General features: G+C 42.7%; 21 protein-coding genes. 11 read left to right on the top strand and 10 right to left on the bottom strand.

What is annotated here, in order from left to right:
• Positions 1–49 precede the first annotated feature (49 nt).
• The 7 genes from rfaD to CBX98_RS05050 all read left to right on the top strand — a co-directional run bounded on the left by rfaD (position 50) and on the right by CBX98_RS05050 (position 7,012).
• The gene (rfaD, locus tag CBX98_RS05080) at positions 50–991 is read left to right on the top strand and encodes an ADP-glyceromanno-heptose 6-epimerase (RefSeq protein WP_109168703.1); all 942 of its coding nucleotides are present in this window, start codon (positions 50–52) and stop codon (positions 989–991) included.
• Positions 992–1,118: 127 nt separating this feature from the next.
• Positions 1,119–2,108 (top strand): lauroyl-Kdo(2)-lipid IV(A) myristoyltransferase, encoded by a 990-nt coding sequence (gene lpxM / locus CBX98_RS05075; RefSeq protein ID WP_109168702.1) that lies wholly within the window; start codon positions 1,119–1,121, stop codon positions 2,106–2,108.
• Positions 2,105–3,163, top strand: coding sequence for a lipopolysaccharide heptosyltransferase II (gene waaF / locus CBX98_RS05070; RefSeq protein WP_109168701.1), 1,059 nt, complete (start codon positions 2,105–2,107; stop codon positions 3,161–3,163). The genes lpxM and waaF overlap by 4 nt, the downstream gene beginning before the upstream one ends.
• Positions 3,157–4,428: a lipid IV(A) 3-deoxy-D-manno-octulosonic acid transferase gene (waaA, locus tag CBX98_RS05065; protein ID WP_109168700.1), complete on the top strand. Its 1,272-nt coding sequence runs from the start codon at positions 3,157–3,159 to the stop codon at positions 4,426–4,428. Before waaF ends, waaA begins: the two co-directional genes overlap by 7 nt.
• Complete coding sequence (locus CBX98_RS05060; protein ID WP_109168699.1) at positions 4,425–5,150, top strand: glycosyltransferase family 25 protein; 726 nt, start codon at positions 4,425–4,427, stop codon at positions 5,148–5,150. Before waaA ends, CBX98_RS05060 begins: the two co-directional genes overlap by 4 nt.
• A complete protein-coding gene (locus tag CBX98_RS05055) occupies positions 5,147–6,028 on the top strand; it encodes a glycosyltransferase (RefSeq protein WP_053807582.1) in 882 nt (293 codons plus the stop codon). Before CBX98_RS05060 ends, CBX98_RS05055 begins: the two co-directional genes overlap by 4 nt.
• Before the next feature lie 27 nt (positions 6,029–6,055).
• Positions 6,056–7,012 (top strand): polysaccharide pyruvyl transferase family protein, encoded by a 957-nt coding sequence (locus CBX98_RS05050; RefSeq protein ID WP_053807583.1) that lies wholly within the window; start codon positions 6,056–6,058, stop codon positions 7,010–7,012.
• A 45-nt stretch (positions 7,013–7,057) separates the two neighbouring features.
• Here the strand turns inward: CBX98_RS05050 and CBX98_RS05045 are convergent, their stop codons facing one another.
• Both CBX98_RS05045 and CBX98_RS05040 read right to left on the bottom strand, forming a co-directional pair.
• On the bottom strand, positions 7,058–7,777 hold the full coding sequence (locus CBX98_RS05045) for a 3-deoxy-D-manno-octulosonic acid kinase (RefSeq protein ID WP_109168698.1): 720 nt from the start codon (positions 7,775–7,777) through the stop codon (positions 7,058–7,060).
• Between the two features lie 11 nt (positions 7,778–7,788).
• Positions 7,789–8,196 (bottom strand): diacylglycerol kinase, encoded by a 408-nt coding sequence (locus CBX98_RS05040; protein WP_074191922.1) that lies wholly within the window; start codon positions 8,194–8,196, stop codon positions 7,789–7,791.
• A gap of 107 nt (positions 8,197–8,303) precedes the next feature.
• Here CBX98_RS05040 and CBX98_RS05035 point away from each other — a divergent pair, with 107 nt between their 5' ends.
• Genes CBX98_RS05035 through CBX98_RS05025 form a run of 3 tightly spaced genes read left to right on the top strand, consistent with a single transcriptional unit; the run spans position 8,304 to position 10,947 of the window.
• Positions 8,304–9,359 (top strand): glycosyltransferase family 9 protein, encoded by a 1,056-nt coding sequence (locus tag CBX98_RS05035; RefSeq protein WP_109168697.1) that lies wholly within the window; start codon positions 8,304–8,306, stop codon positions 9,357–9,359.
• 35 nt (positions 9,360–9,394) lie between these two features.
• Positions 9,395–10,162 carry a glycosyltransferase family 2 protein gene (locus tag CBX98_RS05030; RefSeq protein WP_054867810.1) on the top strand — a complete coding sequence of 256 codons (768 nt, stop codon included), beginning with the start codon at positions 9,395–9,397 and terminating at the stop codon, positions 10,160–10,162.
• Complete coding sequence (locus CBX98_RS05025) at positions 10,159–10,947, top strand: glycosyltransferase family 2 protein (protein WP_053808663.1); 789 nt, start codon at positions 10,159–10,161, stop codon at positions 10,945–10,947. The genes CBX98_RS05030 and CBX98_RS05025 overlap by 4 nt, the downstream gene beginning before the upstream one ends.
• 30 nt (positions 10,948–10,977) lie before the next feature.
• On the opposite strand, the gene CBX98_RS05020 is transcribed toward CBX98_RS05025, so the two are convergent.
• From CBX98_RS05020 to CBX98_RS04985, 8 genes are all read right to left on the bottom strand, one after another.
• Positions 10,978–11,913, bottom strand: coding sequence for a glycosyl transferase family 90 (locus tag CBX98_RS05020; RefSeq protein WP_109168696.1), 936 nt, complete (start codon positions 11,911–11,913; stop codon positions 10,978–10,980).
• Positions 11,900–12,382 (bottom strand): pantetheine-phosphate adenylyltransferase, encoded by a 483-nt coding sequence (gene coaD, locus CBX98_RS05015; protein WP_005395788.1) that lies wholly within the window; start codon positions 12,380–12,382, stop codon positions 11,900–11,902. Before coaD ends, CBX98_RS05020 begins: the two co-directional genes overlap by 14 nt.
• Before the next feature lie 86 nt (positions 12,383–12,468).
• Positions 12,469–13,278, bottom strand: coding sequence for a bifunctional DNA-formamidopyrimidine glycosylase/DNA-(apurinic or apyrimidinic site) lyase (gene mutM, locus CBX98_RS05010; protein WP_109168695.1), 810 nt, complete (start codon positions 13,276–13,278; stop codon positions 12,469–12,471).
• 102 nt (positions 13,279–13,380) lie between these two features.
• Positions 13,381–13,857, bottom strand: coding sequence for a hypothetical protein (locus CBX98_RS05005; RefSeq protein WP_170902458.1), 477 nt, complete (start codon positions 13,855–13,857; stop codon positions 13,381–13,383).
• 262 nt (positions 13,858–14,119) lie between these two features.
• A complete protein-coding gene (rpmG, locus tag CBX98_RS05000; RefSeq protein ID WP_004410866.1) occupies positions 14,120–14,290 on the bottom strand; it encodes a 50S ribosomal protein L33 in 171 nt (56 codons plus the stop codon).
• A gap of 13 nt (positions 14,291–14,303) precedes the next feature.
• A complete protein-coding gene (gene rpmB, locus CBX98_RS04995) occupies positions 14,304–14,540 on the bottom strand; it encodes a 50S ribosomal protein L28 (protein ID WP_005384783.1) in 237 nt (78 codons plus the stop codon).
• Between the two features lie 302 nt (positions 14,541–14,842).
• Complete coding sequence (gene radC / locus CBX98_RS04990) at positions 14,843–15,517, bottom strand: DNA repair protein RadC (RefSeq protein WP_046874107.1); 675 nt, start codon at positions 15,515–15,517, stop codon at positions 14,843–14,845.
• Between the two features lie 114 nt (positions 15,518–15,631).
• Positions 15,632–17,305 (bottom strand): methyl-accepting chemotaxis protein, encoded by a 1,674-nt coding sequence (locus CBX98_RS04985; RefSeq protein WP_109168693.1) that lies wholly within the window; start codon positions 17,303–17,305, stop codon positions 15,632–15,634.
• A gap of 193 nt (positions 17,306–17,498) precedes the next feature.
• On the opposite strand from CBX98_RS04985, the gene coaBC reads away from it, so the two are divergent.
• Positions 17,499–18,698, top strand: a complete 1,200-nt coding sequence (gene coaBC / locus CBX98_RS04980) for a bifunctional phosphopantothenoylcysteine decarboxylase/phosphopantothenate--cysteine ligase CoaBC (RefSeq protein WP_086046440.1) — start codon at positions 17,499–17,501, stop codon at positions 18,696–18,698.
• Positions 18,699–18,804 lie beyond the last annotated feature (106 nt).

Here is an 18,804-nt window from a genome sequence, read left to right as displayed (position 1 = left end):
GTTTCTTGCTAGAATTCCTGAGAAAATTTTAATCTATGGTGGAAGTTCTATGATCATCGTAACTGGTGGCGCTGGCATGATCGGCAGCAACATTGTTAAAGCACTAAACGAAGCTGGTATTAACGATATCCTGGTTGTCGACAACCTAAAAAATGGCAAAAAGTTTAAGAACTTAGTTGATCTGGACATCACAGATTACATGGATCGTGACGACTTTCTGACCCAAATTATGGCAGGCGATGATTTTGGTCCGATTGAGGCAATTTTCCACGAAGGTGCTTGCTCTGCAACGACTGAGTGGGATGGTAAGTACATGATGCTAAACAACTACGAGTACTCTAAAGAGCTGCTTCATTACTGTTTAGATCGCGAGATTCCATTCCTATACGCTTCTTCAGCAGCCACTTACGGCGATACAGATACTTTCGTTGAAGAACGCGAATACGAAGGCGCACTGAATGTATACGGTTACTCGAAACAGCAGTTTGATAACTACGTTCGTCGCCTATGGCAAGACGCTGAAGAACATGGTGAGACCCTTTCTCAAATCACCGGCTTCCGCTACTTCAACGTATATGGCCCACGTGAAGACCACAAAGGTAGCATGGCATCAGTTGCGTTCCACCTAAACAACCAACTTAACGCAGGTGAAAATCCTAAATTGTTCGCGGGCAGCGAATCATTCAAACGCGACTTCGTTTACGTTGGTGATGTATGCAAAGTGAACCTATGGTTCTTAGAAAACGGCGTATCAGGCATTTTTAACTGCGGTACTGGCCATGCTGAATCTTTTGAAGAGGTAGCAAAAGCGGTTATCAAGCATCATGGCAAAGGCCAAATTGAAACCATCCCATTCCCTGAGCATCTAAAAGGCGCTTACCAAGAATTCACACAAGCCGATCTGACCAAACTGCGCGCCGCAGGCTGTGATGTTGAGTTCAAGACGGTTGCAGAAGGCGTTGCCGAATACTTAACTATCCAAAACCGTTAAGCACCACAAGGTGGCAGAACCATAACCTGCCACCTTTACTCAAGTGCAATAGCCTGTATCATTCCTTAATATCTTTTTTCTCATTTAAACCACTTCGCCAGTACACGAATAGGTAACTAGACACGCCATGACCATAAAACGTGATGACTTCGACCATAAAGCATATAACCCTGAGTTTAAGCGCCACTTCCTGTCGCCTAAGTACTGGGGCACGTGGTTAGGTGTTCTCTTATTTTTACCTTTATCATTAATGCCACTGGGTTTACAAAAGTGGTTGGCGAAAACCATAGCCAAAAAACTGTCGAGATCCCACAAAGGGCCAGCTCACCGAGCGAGGGTTAACTTTGAGCTGTGTTTTCCAGAAAAGTCGTTCCAAGAACGTGAAGCTTTAATAGAAAAAACACTCTACACAGCAGCCATGTTCTTTTTTCGCTTCGGGTTACTAAGTTTACGCTCACCAAAGTGGCTTCAGAACCGTTGCCAAATTCGCGGCCTAGACATTTTACGACAGCACATTGATAACAACGAAAATGTGATTTTAATGGTTCCCCACTCTTGGGCTATTGATGTGCCTGCTATCTTGCTCGCTTCAATGGGAATGCCAGTTTCTGCAATGGCGAAAAAGCAAAAGAATGATGTTGCCGACTGGCTGATGCACAAGCAAAGAGTTCAATACGGTGGCCGTGTTTATGAACGCTCAGGTGGCATTAAGCCTTTTCTGAAATCCATTCGAGATGGCTATGTAGGGTATTATCTACCCGATCAAGATCACGGCCCAGAGCATAGTGTATTTGTCGATTTTTTTGCCACACGTAAAGCAACGCTACCTGGTTTAGGCAAAATTGCAAAACTATCACGCTCAAAAGTATTGCCTCTATTTGCGTCGATGAACACAGAAGACGGTACGTTTGATATTGAGATTTTACCGGCGTTTGAGCTGGATAAAGGCGAAGAGCAAGACGCTCGTACCTGTAATGAAGCCATTGAATATTTTGTCGGTGATAAGCCCGAACAATATATGTGGGTACTGCAGTTGCTGCACTCTCAAGAAGACGGCAATAACTATTACAATATCTTTAAGCCTAGATATGATACTGATTGGCAAGTAAATAAATGAAAAAGATTTTAATTATTGGCCCTGCGTGGGTCGGCGATATGGTAATGTCGCAATCGTTATATATCGTATTAAAGCAACGTCATCCAGATAGCCAAATTGACGTTATCGCTCCAGGATGGTGTAAACCGATTCTTGAGCGTATGCCTGAAATCCACCAAGCGATTGAAATGCCTATCGGTCATGGTGAATTTAACTTATTAGGCCGCAGGGAAATTGGTAAATCATTACGTGAAAAGCAATATGACCACGCCTATATCTTGCCTAAATCGGCGAAATCAGCACTGATCCCATGGTTTGCCAACATTCCTCTTCGTACTGGCTGGAAGGGAGAAATGCGCTATGGTTTATTGAATGACTTACGCCCCAACATGAAGTCTTTTCAATACATGGTAGAACGCTATGTAGCATTAGCTTATCCAAAAGCAGAGATGGTGGACTCCAACTCCCTTGGCGGGCTTGAAACCTTGCCCCGCCCACGCCTTGCAATCAACGCGGCTGAGCAACTAGCCACGATCAAAAAGTTCAGCTTAGCCCAAGACCAACCAATGATTGGACTGTGCCCAGGAGCAGAGTTTGGTCCTGCCAAAAAATGGCCCGAAACACACTACGCTGAAGTTGCGACGCAAATGGCTCGATCTGGGCATCAAATCTGGTTGTTTGGTTCTCAAAAAGACTTAGAGACTTGTAACAATATCCGCGCACTTGTCCCGACGCAATTCCATGAGAACATTCATGTTCTAGCCGGCCAAACCAGCTTAATTGAAGCGGTCGATCTACTTGCTGCATGCAAGACTGTTGTCGCGAATGACTCAGGCTTAATGCATGTGGCTGCTGCGGTTGGTTGTAATGTTGTTGCCGTGTATGGCTCAACTTCACCGAAGTACACCCCCCCACTCGCAGAAAAAGTGGAGATTGTTCATACCGATATTGATTGTCGCCCTTGTTTCCAGCGTGAATGTCAATACAAACACCTTAAGTGCTTGACAGAACTTTCGCCTAAGCAAGTGCTAGATAGTATCCAAAAACTTGACGCCATTACGATAAGCTCATGTTAGTTCGTATTATTTATACCTTACTGCTCGCTCTCGCGTCACCGCTGCTTTTATTTGGTTTGTACAAGAGCAAACCAAATAAGCCTAAGTTCGGCTCTCGCTGGAAAGAGCACTTCGGCATAACTCCCAAGCTAAAAAGCAACGACAAACCTATTTGGATACATGCCGTATCTGTTGGTGAAAGCATAGCAGCAACACCTTTAATCAAAGCCCTTAAGGAACAAAACCCCGAACAATCTATTCTAGTTACTACAACAACGAGTACGGGAGCTGAACAGATTGCTAAGTTGGGTGATTTAGTTGAACACCGCTATATGCCAATTGACTTTGGGTTCGCTATCAAAGGTTTTCTTAAAGCAGTACAACCAAAACAGATGTTGATCATTGAGACTGAGCTGTGGCCAAACACGCTTCACAATGTTCACAAAGCGGGTATCCCTATAACTGTCGTGAATGCGCGCCTATCTGAAAAATCATGCTGTAACTACACCAAAGTTCAACCTTTGTTTAACGTTATGTTGCCATGCCTAGCTCAAATCCTTTGTCAGACGGAGTCAGACGCAAACCGGTTTGAACGACTGGGTGTTGATAAAGACAAATTAGCCGTAACTGGCTCTATTAAGTTTGATATTCAAATATCAGAGCAAGTGAAACAGCAAGGACAGCAGCTTCGTGCTCAGCTTGGAAACGATCGTCCGATTTGGATTGCAGCTAGCACCCACAAAGGCGAGGACGAACAGGTATTAGATGCACATAAACAAGTTTTAAAGTCTCATCCAAATGCTTTACTCGTTTTGGTTCCTCGCCATCCAGAACGATTTGATGATGTATTCACGCTTTGCCAACAGCAAGGCTTTAGCACTGTTCGCCGTACTTCAATGCATGCAGTAGAGACAAATACTCAAGTCTATCTCGGCGATACAATGGGTGAGATGCTAACTTTGATGGGTGCAGCGGACATCTGCTTTATGGGGGGTAGCCTAGTTGGAGATAAGGTTGGTGGGCACAATGTTTTAGAGCCCGCAGCACTGGGAGTACCTGTAATCACGGGACCAAGCTATTACAACTTCCAAGATCTGGTTGCGAAAATGCTTCATAAGAAAGTTATCAAACTGATTGAGTCACCTAACGAGATGAGTCTAAAGGTTGAAGCTATGTTTCAAGATGCGTTAGCAAAAAGTGTAGTTCAAGAAAACCTCCTTAACTTTGTCAAAGATAATGTTGGTGCGCTAACTAAGACAATTAGATGTATTGAGAGTATAAAATGAAAGTTTTTGTTATTAACTTGAAACGCTCAGTTGATAGAAGAGTTCGCATGGAAAATGCACTCAACAAAGCCAACATACCATTCGAATTTATAGAAGCGATAGATTCCTCTGCGCCAGACTTTCTATACTCTGAACGTAGCAATGATGACCTTACTCGAAAACGATTTGGCTATAGGCTAGTTGAGAACGAAATTGCTTGCTTCTCTAGTCACCACCTAGCCTGGGAAAAGTGCTTGGAGGTAAACGAACCAATACTGGTTCTAGAAGATAACTGCGACTTATTACCTGAGTTTTTTGACGTGTTTTCACATTTCGACACATTAGCGGAACAATACGACTTTCTAAAACTTGCTGCAACCAAGCCTAAATCATTTAAAGTTATATCTTCAGTTAATAACAAACTTAATATTGTACGCTTCAACAAACGCACATGCGGTATTATGGGATATATTCTAACTCCACATGCAGCTTCCAAATTCATAAAAAACGCAACTCAGTTTATAGAACCTGTAGATGACTACATGGAAAAACCGTATAAACATGGTGTATCCACGTATGTTTTAAGGCCAGATATTGTCAAAAGAGCCGATATTCCATCAACAATTGGCAGTTCTCGAAAAGATAAATCTGGTATCACCGCATGGAATAAGCTCTATATAGAAATATTTAGGTTATACGAGCAACTTTCTGATTTTCTATATAACCTTGAGAATAAAAAATGAGTAATAACAATCCATTAGTCAGTATTATAGTTCCTATATATAATGTAGAAGAGTATTTACCTGAATGTCTAGATTCCGTTGTACAACAAACATATAGAAATATAGAAATAATTGCTATTATTGATGGTTCTCAAGATAATAGCATAAACATTGCTAAGCAATATCGAGATGAGGATCCTCGAATAAAAGTCATAGAGCAAACTAACCAAGGGCTATCAGCAGCGAGGAATACAGGGATAAAAAACTCTCGTGGAGATTTTTTGTTTTTTCTAGACTCAGACGACTGGTTAGAAAAAGATGCAATTGAAAAATTATTGTTGCATTCTACTGGATACGATATTGTTTCAGGAAGAGTAACTAAGTTTTATCAAGAAGATAAAAGATATGAAGACTATAGAAAGAGAAGAATTACAGGAAAATTAGATTTAGACAAAAAATTTTTCTCCCTAGAGTTCGTAGTTTGGAATAAATTGTATCGAAAAGAAGTGCTTGACAACATATGGTTCGTACCCGGATTAATTCATGAAGATGAAGAGTTTTATTGGCAGGTATTTACTAAAAAATTAAGAATCTACTCTATCTGTGACAATATCATATTTTATAGAATTAGAAAAAATTCTATCATGAATAGTAAAGTTAATGATGTTAATTACCAAAATAATTTTGTGAAAATCATTGACTCTGCATATTCTACTATGAAAGGCAGTAACAAACTCAAGTATAGTTTTTACAAAACAGCCATTAAATATTTAAGAAAGCTAAAAAATGAATCAATACCATATGAAAAATATGAAAAACATATAAAGTCAATGTACAACATTAGTGATTCATTTTTATTCAGAATAAAAATGAAAATATACAAAGTGTTTAGTGGTTAATTATCGTTTCATATAGCCGGAGGAGCTATGAGTAGAAGTAGAAGAGAAAACAAGTGGCTTGAGATTATGGATAGCGCAAAATCTCAGCATAACCTTATTGCATCTCTGATAAACGGAAAGTCTATTGCTTATATAGACATACCGATACATTTTAATGTTGGGGATCTTCTTATATACCTTGGAACGGAAGAATTTTTTAAAGAACATGATATTAACGTTATATATCGTAGTGGTTGTGAAAACTTAGATTTTAAGAAGATTAAAGAAGCTGATGTCATAGTTTTACACGGTGGCGGTAACTTTGGAGATCTTTATAAAGTTCACCAAAATCTAAGAGAAAATATCATATCTAAATTCCCTACCAAAAGAATTATATGTCTTCCACAAACAATTTTTTTTGAAGATATATCAAATGAGGAGGCTAGCGCCAAACTTTTTTCTAAACATAAAGATTTCCACTTTATTACTCGCGATGAAAGAAGTTACGAAATATCGAAAAAATTCACGAATAACTATCATTTGCTTCCTGATATGGCTCATAGTCTTCATCCGATGATCGAAAAAGAAGAACTTTGTGATGAACTTCCTCAACAACGACGAATTTTAAATCTGATTAGAAAAGATATTGAGTCACAAAATAATGACTTGAGACTACAAAAAAAAGGTTTTGACTGGGATGACCTTATTTCAATTTCAGATATTAATATCAAGAAAAAGTATTCATCGCTAGAAAAGTGGAAATTTAAACAAAAGAAAGCTAATGACCTTTGGTATAGACTATCAAAAGAGATAGTATTTCGTTCAGAGAATTACTTTCATATGCATAATGAAGTTCATACTGATAGACTACACGGACTGATTTTTTCATGCTTATTAGGAAAGAATATACATCTCTTTGATAATTCCTATGGTAAAAACACCTCTTATTACAATAAGTGGCTTTTTGGCCTCCCTAATATAACCGTTTGTTCTAATAGTAAATAGAATTAAGGAGTATAGTTAATTACTTGATCAACTATACTCCTACATTTAATTTTTATCAGAATATATATCATAGTATTCTTTCAAAAATTTAAAATCCTTCTCGTTCCAATTAATACTCTTACGAGAAAGCTCTTTATTAAATGAACGCAGAAGTCTATTTAGATTTTGGTGCTTCCAGTCACCAGAAGTTTCAAAACGGCACTTATCAAAATCGATAATCCATACCTTATCTTTGTCGTCGATCAAGATATTGTGGATATTCAGGTCAGTGTGATTAACGCCAGCGTTGTGCATCTTGGCAATTTCTTGCCCTATTTTCTGATATATTTCTGCGGATAAGGATTGTTCTTGCAAGATACTGACCAGATCTCTGGCGTTTGGGATTCGCTCACTTAATAAATCAGCTTGATAGAAGAGCCCTGACTTTACGGCTCTTGCTGCAATTGGACGAGGAACGTGCACCTCAGCCTCGATTAGCGCCAACAAAAGCTGAAACTCTTGCGCACAACGGGTGTTATCCCAGCCAGAGAACCAATAATGATCGTTAACCAACTTCCCAAACAAACCGCCACGACGGTAATGACGCAGTGCTACTTGCATGTTCTCTAGTTGAATAAACCATGTCGTGCCTCGCCCCGTCGCACTGCCAACCACCTTGTCTAAGGACTGCCAGTATTCCGCATCAAATATCGGTTGGCTAGGGTCTGTAACGATCTCGTCATCAAACCAGATCATTTGGTTGTTGTTTTGATACTGTTGAGTCACGCGCTTACCCCCTAGCCTAAATATCGGCTGGTTAATATATACAACCAAGTAAATCCGGCGAACGCCAATGCAACCATAACGGCAGCAGAGCCTATGTCTTTAGCTCGACCACTGAGTTCATGCCGCTCAATACCGATACGATCAACCACAGCCTCAATAGCTGAATTCACAAGCTCTACAATCAAGACTAACACCACGACCCCGATCATTAAGATACGCTCAACCATGCCGACATCCACTAGCCAAGCCAAAATCACAGCGAAACTCAACAGAGCCAACTCTTGTCGAATGGCGGCTTCATGCTTAAAAGCCGCTTTTAATCCTTGGATCGAATAACCCGTCGCTTTAACGATGCGCTTTAGCCCGGTATTACCCGGCTTGCCAGATTCTTGCGATTGATGCGGTGTTATCTTTGACATTGCAGAACACTTATCAGTACTTAGCTATATTCGAGCCGTGTATTTTACATTTATTGGGGATGTCTGCATAATTTACCTGCTTCTATTCATCGAATCAGACAATAATTATGTTCACTTCTGCCCCATCGTCATTATGCATCTTGCGTTTGTCCGCTATTGGAGACGTTTGCAATACCATCGCCACCGTTCAAGCTATTCAGAAACACTGGCCCTCGACCCAGATTACTTGGATAACGGGTAAACTTGAAGCCCAGTTATTAGCCGCCATTGATGGCGTAGAAGTGATTGTTTTTGATAAAAAAGCAGGACTCGATGGCTACAAATCGCTTTGGCGACAGCTGAAAGGCAGAGAGTTTGATGCGCTATTGCATATGCAGTACGCGATTCGAGCGAGTGTCGCGACGTTGGGCATTAAAGCAAAATACAAACTTGGTTTCTCTTCTGATAGAAGCCAAGATTTTCAGACGCTATTTACCAATGTCAAAGTGCCTTCCCCGCAATCTCTGCATGTCGCAGATGGCTTAATGGCCTTTGCCCATCAAATTGGGGTACCAAAGGCAGAACTGGACTGGGTACTTTCTTATTCAGACCACGACCAAGCTTGGGCAGAGTCTCATATTTCTCGTAGTAAACCTAACCTGCTGATTGTGCCTGGTGCGAGCAAAGCTTATAAAAACTGGAACGCGGAAGGTTATGTGGATGTGATTCATCACGCCAGAGCAAAAGGCTGGAACGTGATTCTGGCAGGCAGCCCTGCTCAGGTAGAATTGGACCTGGCAGAGACCATTCAATCTCGCTTGGAAGAACCGTGTCTAAATTTAGTTGGACAAAGTTCAATTCTGCAAATGCTTGCGTTAATAGATAAGGTTGAAATGGTCATCGCCCCCGATACCGGACCAGCACACATGGCGAATGCAATGAAAACGCCAATCATCGGGCTCTATGCACACCATAATCCGCTGCGAGTAGGACCTTACCGTTATCTAAAATACGTTGTCTCAGTGTATGAAGAAACGATCTTTGCGGAAACAGGCAAAAACAGTCACGAGTTAAGCTGGCGAACTCGCGCTAAAGATGAAACGGCAATGAACCGCATTACTAACACTCAAGTAATGAGCATGTTCGATCAAGTCTTAGAAGATTTGTATCCTCAATACCAGTAAACTTACTGTCTTGATTTGTTAAGAAGGAAATGACCTTGTCCAAACCAACCTTAGCCGTTGCCTTAATTGTAAAAAATGAAGAGAAGCACTTACAAGCTTGTCTAGACACAGTAAAAGATTGGGTCGATGAGATTGTCCTTCTAGATTCGGGCAGCACTGATCGTACCGAAGAAATCGCCCGACAATACACAGATAAGTTTTACACCAACCTAGATTGGCCAGGATTCGGTAAACAGCGCCAACTTGCGCAGCAATACGTTACGGCAGACTACGTTTTATGGCTTGATGCAGACGAACAAGTCACTCCAGAGCTAAAAGAAAGTATCTTACACGCGGTATCAGCCAATAAGCCGAACGTTTTATACAAGCTTAACCGACTAAGCTCAGCGTTTGGTAAGTTCATCTACCATTCTGGTTGGTCTCCAGACTGGATTGTGCGCTTATATCGCACCGAATATACGCAATATAATGATTCGCTCGTTCATGAAAAAGTTGATGAGAAAAACTATCAAACTGAAAAACTGGATGGTCGACTGCATCACTACACTTACGAGCACCTTCATCATTACATCAATAAAACCACTGGCTACCTCAAGGCCTGGACGGATGAACGTGAAGGTAAAAAGAAATCCGGCTTAACCACTGCAATTGTTCACGCTCTTGCTAGCTTTTTGAAGATGTATGTTCTCAAACGAGGCTTCCTTGATGGCAAACATGGTTTCATTCTAGCTTGGCTAAGCATGCACTCTACTTTTGTAAAATATATCGATCTCTACTTACGTGAACAGGCAAAAAAATCATGAAAACGACTTTAATTATCACCACTTACAACTGGAAAGAAGCATTAAAAGCGGTGTTAGAAAGCGTGAAACGTCAAACCGTTTTGCCTGATGAAGTCATTGTTGCAGATGACGGTTCTCGAGACGATACCAAAGCAATGATCGACCAACTTCGTGACGGCTTTCCCGTGCCACTTATCCATAGCTGGCACGAAGATAATGGCTTTCAACTTTCGATGAGCCGCAACCGTGCTATCGCAAAAGCATCAGGTGACTACCTCATCATGATTGATGGCGACATGGTATTGTCTCAAACGTTTATTGAATCACATAAGCAAGTCGCAAAGCCAAATTGGTTTGTACAGGGTGGACGTGTGTTAACGGATGAAAACTGCAGCAAGGCCATCATGGAAAACGGCTTAGTACCTTCTATCTTCAGCAAAGGCATTCGCAATCGTAAAAACTGCATCACCAACGCTTTGCTATCGAAATGGTTCTCTTACGAGCGCAATAACGATAAAGCCACTCGCGGTTGCAACATGGCGTTTTGGCGACAAGATGTCATCGAGGTGAATGGCTTCAACCAAGATTTTGTTGGATGGGGACGCGAAGACAGCGAGTTTGTTCATCGCATGTTGAATGCGGGTAAGTCACGTCTTTACCTAAAATTCGCAGGTGTAGGCTACCACTTGTACCACGTAGAAAACTCTCGTGCGTCACTCGGACAAAATGACGAGATTTTAGAGAACACCATTAAAAACAAGCTTAAACGCTGTGAGAATGGTGTTGATCAATTTCTAGAAGCTTAAGATTATAAAAAGGGGCGTTTCGCCCCTTTTTTATTGTTGCTGAGATAAAGCGAAGTACTTATCGGCAACCATCAATGAGATCAAACGCTCTTTACGTTTATCTTTGAACTGCTCAACCCACTGGTGCGCATTTTCAATGATCGCTAATGCTTCTTGCTCATTCGCTAGATAATAGTCCATCTTTTCGGGCAAATCCGAATAGTCATCCTTCACTTCAACATAGTGGACACCAGCCTCTAACTTACCTTCCATAAACCAAGTCTCATATTTTGGCTTTGACATAATAACCAAGGAGTTAGACGACATAGCCCACTTAAGGTTGGTGGCCACATCATTGCCTTCTATACACAACAAGAACTTGTATTGAAGTTGCTCCTCAATGCTCATAAAGCCTTTTTCCCAAGGCTGCCCTTCTACCGGGCGGGTCTGGCCAATGTTGCATTGCGGATGGTTGTAGAACGCATGAATCACCTTTTGACGATGAGGCTGAAAGCCCACACCACGCCAAGCGACCATGTCCTTTTTATCTTGATAGCGAACAGGATCATCAACAAATTTAAAATGACGAACTTGGTTAAGTTTCAATACCACTGAATTTTGGTTGTTACCAAAAATAGGGCGGCTTTTTATAAAGCTCGGTACATTGGGAATGTGTGTAACATCACCGTTGATGTAGTTAAACGCAAAACTGGAAGGGAAATAGCGTACAACTTGTCGAAGATCGAAAAAATACGTCCAACCTTTCGTTTTTTTAAATGTATCGACAGTCGCGTAACTTTGTTCTCGGCTATCGACTGAAAACGGCGTTTCACACTTGTTGTAATAGTTCACCCGCTCAAGGCAGAGTTGCTTCTCGGCTTCAGTTAAATTCGAAAGTAAACGCTTTGCTTGTGCTCGATATAAAAAACGAGGGATAAGTATCGAGAGAGCGTTTGAGAAATAATAAGGGAACTTACTGTCTTTCATTCAGTTTTTCCCCAATCGCGATGGCTACTGGCTTGGGAACGAACTGATCGATACTTCCGCCATGAATGGCCACTTCTCTCACGATAGTCGACGATAGAAACGCAAACTCTTCTTCAGGTGTCAAAAATACACTTTCGATACCTGGTAATAGCTTTCGGTACATGTTGGTCAGTCCAAACTCGTATTCAAAGTCTACCGTTGTTCGCAAACCACGAATAAGAACCTTAGCTTGCTCATCTCTCGCGAAATCCACTAATAACCCAGAGAACCCCTTTACCGTCACACCAGGTAAATGCGCTACAACGTCCTGCATCAGTGCAACGCGCTCTTCCAATGAAAACATGGTGTTCTTCGATGGGCTTGCGGCTACGCCAATCACAACCTCATCAAACATTTCGTGAGTACGTTCTATTAGATTGAGGTGACCATTAGTCACTGGATCAAAAGTGCCCGGATAAATGACTTTCATATAATTTACTAAGTTATTCGAAACTGATTGAATTATTGAGGCTCTAGCGCAAGATTACAACAACTTAAGCTCGATATTAGCTCGTCTTACTTCTGACACTCACTACAAAAGAAGGTATTACGCTGCCCTATTTTTAGCTCTTGAAGTCGTTCGCCGCATTCTGGGCATGGCTCTCCGGCTTTTCCGTAAACTAATAACTCTTGTGCGAAGTAACCCGGCTTTCCATCGGCTTGCGCAAAGTCTTTCAGCGTAGTCCCACCTTGCGTAATGGCAATCTCAAGTGTCATTTTGATATTTTCAACAAGTAACCCCCACTCTTGAGAAGTTAGCTTACCTGCAGGCCTTGAAGGGTGAATTCGAGATTTAAACAACGACTCATTCGCGTAGATGTTCCCGACACCAACCACGACTTTGTTGTCCATGATGAACTGCTTGACGGCAACACGCTTATTTTTAGCTTTCTCCGCTACATATTCCGCATTGAACTCTTTAGTTAATGGCTCAGGCCCCATGTTTGCTAGTACAGCATGTGACTCGCCAGGAGCACACCATAACCATGCCCCAAAACGACGCGGATCGTTATAACGCAGTATTTTTCCACTGCTTAGTTTGAGATCCACATGATCGTGCTTTGCTGGCGGAAAGTCGGCATCTAGAACACGTAAAGACCCCGACATGCCCAAGTGAACAATGGCTGTACCCGTGTTTGTCTCAATCAGTAAGTATTTCGCACGACGGCTAATCGCACGGATCACCTGCCCTTCCAATTTTTTAAGCTCTATAGGAATATCCCAGCGCAATTTAGGCGTTCGAAAAGTAAACGACTGGATCGTTTGTCCAACCATGTGGGGGCTAATCCCCATACGACTGACTTCAACTTCTGGCAACTCAGGCATTAGATTCTCCAATTCACCGGCTAATAGTTCTCGCTGCTAGCATAATCGAAAAGAAAAACGATAAATAGGGAAGCTTGTTAGGGGTATAGGCGCAAAAAGGCTCTACTCTGGCATAAGGTAGTTTTCATCGACGGAGATAGCGACCCATTTGTCTTGCCAGGTTTTAAATAGCCAGAAATCAGGTAAACGAAAGAAAGTCACCCGCTGCGGCTCTTCGAGATCTTGATACCAGACTTCTACCGTTTCAGGTGCCGTCAGGTTAGGTTTTAAATGATCGAACTGTTCCGAGGTAAGCTCGGTCCCTTCCAATGATTGCCAGCGTGATACAAGTTCACTGATCGGTGCATCGACTTTGATATTGGATTGCCATCGTCCATCATGCAGTTCGAACTCCCAGCCACTATAGTACAAAGACTCAACCGTATAGTCGGAGCGAAGTACATTTGGGTAAGGGTCTGCTTGGTCTGTTAATAGGTAAGTTTTGATCCACATCGGCGCATTTAAGATCACTATAAACGCGATAATGCCCAGAATAAGAATATTGTTCCATCGGCGGCGACGAGCCGGACTCACACGCATAACCATCTCTACTCTCTTATAGTTATGAGTAAACTACCAAAGACTATTGATCTTGACTAGAACAACGGTGTGCAAGTGTGTAGAGAAGTGGTGACTAGGCGACAGAGAGCGAACAATCAAAAATTCAAGTATAGAGTCGGACCAGTAAAATGACTTCAGCAGTGCTTTATAATCCGATGACGTACTGAACATTTTTCTTCAAGTAATAAAAAACCCAACTCGAAAGTTGGGTTTTTCAATTCATCAAAGAGACTGAAACCAATTATTTGATTTTTGCTTCTTTGTACATAACGTGCTGGCGAACTACTGGATCAAACTTTTTGATCTCAAATTTGCCTGGCATGTTACGCTTGTTCTTATCAGTTGTGTAGAAGTGGCCTGTACCTGCAGAAGATACTAGACGGATTTTCTCACGAACGCCTTTCTTTGCCATTGCTTATTTCCTCTTAAACGTTTTCGCCACGTGCACGCATGTCTGCAAGAACAGTATCAATACCTTTCTTGTCGATGATGCGCATACCTTTAGCAGATAGACGTAGTTTAACAAAACGTTTTTCGCTCTCTACCCAGAAACGATGAGTTTGTAGGTTCGGCAGAAAACGACGCTTAGTAGCATTTCGTGCGTGTGAACGGTTGTTACCCGTTACTGGACGCTTACCAGTTACTTGGCATACTCGTGACATGAATGTCTTCTCCAAAATCGTTTCAGCTCGATATCAACCTTGGTGGCCGAACCTCTCTATCTCTCGAAAAGAAGTTAGAGGTTAAGAACCGCTATGGAAAATCCATACAAGGCTATCAAAGGTCGCGCATTATACTAACTTGATATGCATTGCTCAAGACCCGAACAGATCCTTTTTACAGGTTTTCGTGATCTTTTTTTAGACAGCAGATTTTTTTAGCAGTCCAAGCTGAATTCAGTTAAAAATTTAGTGGCGTGGATGATAGCAGATTTTTAGCAACTAACAACCTAAAAAACGCACAGTTATATCCAGCCTCTTTCAGCAAAAGAGACACTTTCCCCATCTCCGATGACGAAATGGTCCAAAATACGAATATCCACCAATGCTAATGCGTCGGTGAGACGCCTTGTAATCCTTCTGTCAGCTTGGCTCGGCTCAGCGACGCCTGAAGGATGATTGTGCGCTAAAATCAAAGCCGCCGCGTTATGATGCAGTGCACGCTTAACAACTTCTCTCGGATACACCGACGCAGCATCCAACGTTCCTTCAAATAAAATTTCATCTTTTATCACTCGGTGCTGGTTATCGAGAAAAAGAATATAAAAAGCCTCTCTTTGCCGATCCCTTAAAATAGAAGACAGATATAACTTAGTTTGGTCGGGGCTGGTTAAGGCGTCACCACGCTTCAGCGTTTCCGCTAAATAGCGCTGCGTCATTTCTAGTACCGCTTGCAACTGAACATACTTGGCTTGTCCCAACCCTTTATGACGACAAAACTCTTGCTCTGATGCTGAAAATAGTTGTCTTAGCGAACCAAAGTCTTGAATAAGGAAGTCTGCAAGTTCAATTACGTTCATTCCGTGGGTGCCTGTGCGCAAGAAAATAGCCAGTAGCTCAGCATCGGTTAATGCTTGCGATCCTCGTTGCAGCAGCTTCTCCCTGGGCATGGACTCAGTTGGCATAGCTTTCAGTATCATCTGATGTCTCTTTATATGGAAAGTACCCCTATTCCACAAAACAAAAAGCGAAAGTCGAGTGTGACTTTCGCTTTCTTCGTACCATCAGTGCTTTCAATGCAACTTAACAGTTCATCAGAGTTTAAAGTTGCCAACCAAGCCGTGAATTTCTGTTCCAGACTGTGATAGCTGCGTGCTGATTGACTCGGCATGCTGCAACGTCTCATTAATGTTGTTCACGATCTGTTGAATAGCCACTAAGTTTTGGTTGATGTCTTCTGCAACCGCACTTTGCTCTTCGGCGGCAGACGCGGTTTGAATACCCATATCTCGAATCGTACCGATAGAATGATGAACACCAGAAAGAGATTGCTGAATGAGCGCGGACTCTTCCGCCGTTTTTACACCTCGTTTTTGGCTCACCGACATCGTACTGACCGCTCTTGATACACCATTTTGCAGCTGCTTAAGCATGTCACCAATTTCATGAGTACTATTTTGCGTACGACTAGCTAACGAGCGAACTTCATCCGCAACGACGGCAAACCCTCGGCCTTGCTCACCCGCTCTAGCCGCTTCAATCGCCGCATTTAGGGCCAACAAATTCGTTTGCTCGGCTATCTCGCCAATCACATCCAGCACTTTGGTTATTTTTTCGGTTTGTAAACTCAACTCAGAAATTGCATCTGACGTACTATCTATTTCCCTCACTAGCTCGGTAATGCCTTCAATTGCTTGTTCCACTTCACGCTGAGCTTCGGTAACTTGACTGTTGGCATCCTCAATCGCCTGTGCAGTCGCATTGGTATTGCTGGCTACTTCTTTGGCTGTCATGCTCATTTGTGTCACCGCAGTCACGACTTTGTCCGTCTCTAAACAGTGGTCCTGCATTTGACCGCTCGCTTGGCTGGTCTGAGTGTTCAAATCTTGAGAAACGGTTTGTACTGTCGTCGCAGAGCGGTGGATATCCTGCATCAGTGGGTGCAGCTTATCCATAAACTCATTAAACGCGGCCGCCACTTCACCGACTTCATCCTGACTTTCGACTTTTAAACGAGCCGTTAAGTCACCGCCGCCTGCAGCTACATCTTTCAATGACGCCGCGACATGTTGTAATGGCTGAATGCCTTTCGACACCACGATACTGGTGAGAACACTGGTAATGATCAACCCAACAACGGAAATCAACACGGCAGATAACGTATGCTCTTTTAGCTCTTGAGTCTTTAACTCTCTGTGCATCGCAACTTGCTGGTCGATGTCATCAATATAAACACCAGTGCCTAAAACCCAGTCCCATTTCGATAAATATTCTGCATAGCCTAGCTTAGGCGCTTGTGCGTCAATGGTCGGTTTGTGCCACGAGAAATAGAGGAACCCATCCCCTTTTTGAGAAGCATCAATCAAGCCCGCGATAACTGCGACCCCATTTTCATCTTTTAAGTCGTAAAGGTTTTTACCCTCTAAAGAAGGTTTGATGGCATGTAACGTATTCACACCTTGAGAGTCGTAGGCAAAAAAGTAACCATCGCTTTCAAAGCGCATGGCTTTCAGAATTTCTTTTGCTGCCTCTTTATTACTTCCATTTACATCCGTGTCGTATAACGGTTTTATCGCCGTCACACCCATCATCATGTAGGCTTGTAGCTCTTTCTTCTTCGTTTCGATGAGCTCTTGCCTGTCTCTTGCCAGCTCCGCTTCCAAACTTTTACTGCTGTTGATGTAATACACCACTGAGATCAACGTAGTGATCAACAACAACGGAATTAGGGTTATCAGCAGCAACTTGTTTCGACTTTTCAACACCATGGTTTCCAGTACCTCTTTTTCTTTTCAGACTTGCAAACTCCGCGCAACTTGTCTGTGAGGTAGGCGAGAATTTTCCCTTCCTCGGTCAGATTAATACTCTGGAGTTTGATGTGAATTATCTTCTCGTTATATATGCTCGGGCGGTCAGACTTTGAATTGTGTTAAAATCCGGTCATCAAATTGGAGATCTCACATGCAAACACTAGCAGGAAAGAAAATTCTACTCGGCATCAGTGGCGGTATTGCCGCGTATAAATGTGCGGAGCTAACCCGTCGCCTCATAGAGAGAGGAGCGCAAGTTCAAGTTGTAATGACGAAAGCAGCAAAAGAGTTCATTACCCCTTTAACCATGCAAGCAGTTTCGGGCCGTCCTGTCTCGGACAGCTTATTAGACCCAGCAGCGGAAGCCTCTATGGGCCATATTGAATTGGCCAAGTGGGCAGATTTAGTGCTATTAGCGCCAGCGACTGCGGACTTAATCGCGCGCATGTCTGCAGGTATGGGGAACGATTTGCTTACCACGCTTGTGCTCGCGACGGATTCTCCTGTTGCAGTTTCTCCTGCGATGAATCAACAAATGTATCGCAATATCGCAACCCAAGAGAACATCGCAACATTAGCGCGTCGCGGTATGCACATCTGGGGCCCTGCTGCAGGAGAGCAAGCCTGTGGCGATGTGGGCCCAGGTCGAATGCTGGAACCAATGCAGCTAGTGCATCTATGTGAACAGTTCTTTCAGCCAAAATTGCTAGAAGGTAAGTCGATACTCATCACCGCAGGCCCAACTCGCGAAGCGATTGACCCAGTGCGTTACATTACGAATCATAGCTCCGGGAAAATGGGCTATGCATTGGCGAGTGCCGCAGCGCAGATGGGAGCCAAAGTCACCCTCGTGAGCGGTCCTGTCAGTTTAAATACGCCCGTAGGTGTTGAGCGCATCAATGTTTCCAGTGCACAAGAGATGCACGAAGCCGTTATGACACAAGCAAACAAGCATGATGCGTTTATTAGCTGCGCTGCCGTTGCCGACTACCGCCCACAAACGATCGCGTCTCAAAAGTTGAAAAAGACAGAAGACAACGACGAAATGGTCATTAATATGGTTAAAAATCCTGATATTGTTGCATCTGTAGCAGCAATGACGGAGAAGCGTCCGTTTACTGTCGGTTTTGCGGCTGAAACCAATGATGTAGAGACCTATGCTCGAGGCAAGTTGACAAAGAAAAACCTCGATATGATCTGTGCGAATGACGTTTCGGTTGCAGGGCAAGGATTTAACAGCAACGACAACGCGATTACCCTGTACTGGCCTGAGGGTGAACTTGCGCTCGCTTTAGAATCAAAAGAAGCATTGAGCTTTAAAATTCTCGAAAAAATGCATCACTTGATGTAACTAACGTTTGAAAACCCTGCCAACTTTTCACAAAAGCTGGCATAAATTTGGTACAAACATGACAACTAAGGGTGTTAAATCTCCCATTCCACCCTTAGTGGTCTAG

This window comes from Vibrio sp. T9 (genome assembly GCF_003123985.1).
Taxonomy (GTDB): domain Bacteria; phylum Pseudomonadota; class Gammaproteobacteria; order Enterobacterales; family Vibrionaceae; genus Vibrio; species Vibrio diabolicus.
This window is presented reverse-complemented; position numbering and strand designations above follow the sequence as displayed.

What these genes read in the sequence shown, in the direction of transcription:
- rfaD (WP_109168703.1), top strand. Translation starts at nt 50, where the DNA reads ATGATCATCGTAACTGGTGGCGCTGGCATGATCGGCAGCAACATTGTT.
- lpxM (WP_109168702.1), top strand. Translation starts at nt 1,119, where the DNA reads ATGACCATAAAACGTGATGACTTCGACCATAAAGCATATAACCCTGAG.
- waaF (WP_109168701.1), top strand. Translation starts at nt 2,105, where the DNA reads ATGAAAAAGATTTTAATTATTGGCCCTGCGTGGGTCGGCGATATGGTA.
- waaA (WP_109168700.1), top strand. Translation starts at nt 3,157, where the DNA reads ATGTTAGTTCGTATTATTTATACCTTACTGCTCGCTCTCGCGTCACCG.
- CBX98_RS05060 (WP_109168699.1), top strand. Translation starts at nt 4,425, where the DNA reads ATGAAAGTTTTTGTTATTAACTTGAAACGCTCAGTTGATAGAAGAGTT.
- CBX98_RS05055 (WP_053807582.1), top strand. Translation starts at nt 5,147, where the DNA reads ATGAGTAATAACAATCCATTAGTCAGTATTATAGTTCCTATATATAAT.
- CBX98_RS05050 (WP_053807583.1), top strand. Translation starts at nt 6,056, where the DNA reads ATGAGTAGAAGTAGAAGAGAAAACAAGTGGCTTGAGATTATGGATAGC.
- CBX98_RS05040 (WP_074191922.1), bottom strand. Translation starts at nt 8,196, where the DNA reads ATGTCAAAGATAACACCGCATCAATCGCAAGAATCTGGCAAGCCGGGT.
- CBX98_RS05035 (WP_109168697.1), top strand. Translation starts at nt 8,304, where the DNA reads ATGTTCACTTCTGCCCCATCGTCATTATGCATCTTGCGTTTGTCCGCT.
- CBX98_RS05025 (WP_053808663.1), top strand. Translation starts at nt 10,159, where the DNA reads ATGAAAACGACTTTAATTATCACCACTTACAACTGGAAAGAAGCATTA.
- CBX98_RS05020 (WP_109168696.1), bottom strand. Translation starts at nt 11,913, where the DNA reads ATGAAAGACAGTAAGTTCCCTTATTATTTCTCAAACGCTCTCTCGATA.
- coaD (WP_005395788.1), bottom strand. Translation starts at nt 12,382, where the DNA reads ATGAAAGTCATTTATCCGGGCACTTTTGATCCAGTGACTAATGGTCAC.
- mutM (WP_109168695.1), bottom strand. Translation starts at nt 13,278, where the DNA reads ATGCCTGAGTTGCCAGAAGTTGAAGTCAGTCGTATGGGGATTAGCCCC.
- CBX98_RS05005 (WP_170902458.1), bottom strand. Translation starts at nt 13,857, where the DNA reads ATGCGTGTGAGTCCGGCTCGTCGCCGCCGATGGAACAATATTCTTATT.
- rpmG (WP_004410866.1), bottom strand. Translation starts at nt 14,290, where the DNA reads ATGGCAAAGAAAGGCGTTCGTGAGAAAATCCGTCTAGTATCTTCTGCA.
- rpmB (WP_005384783.1), bottom strand. Translation starts at nt 14,540, where the DNA reads ATGTCACGAGTATGCCAAGTAACTGGTAAGCGTCCAGTAACGGGTAAC.
- radC (WP_046874107.1), bottom strand. Translation starts at nt 15,517, where the DNA reads ATGATACTGAAAGCTATGCCAACTGAGTCCATGCCCAGGGAGAAGCTG.
- CBX98_RS04985 (WP_109168693.1), bottom strand. Translation starts at nt 17,305, where the DNA reads ATGGTGTTGAAAAGTCGAAACAAGTTGCTGCTGATAACCCTAATTCCG.
- coaBC (WP_086046440.1), top strand. Translation starts at nt 17,499, where the DNA reads ATGCAAACACTAGCAGGAAAGAAAATTCTACTCGGCATCAGTGGCGGT.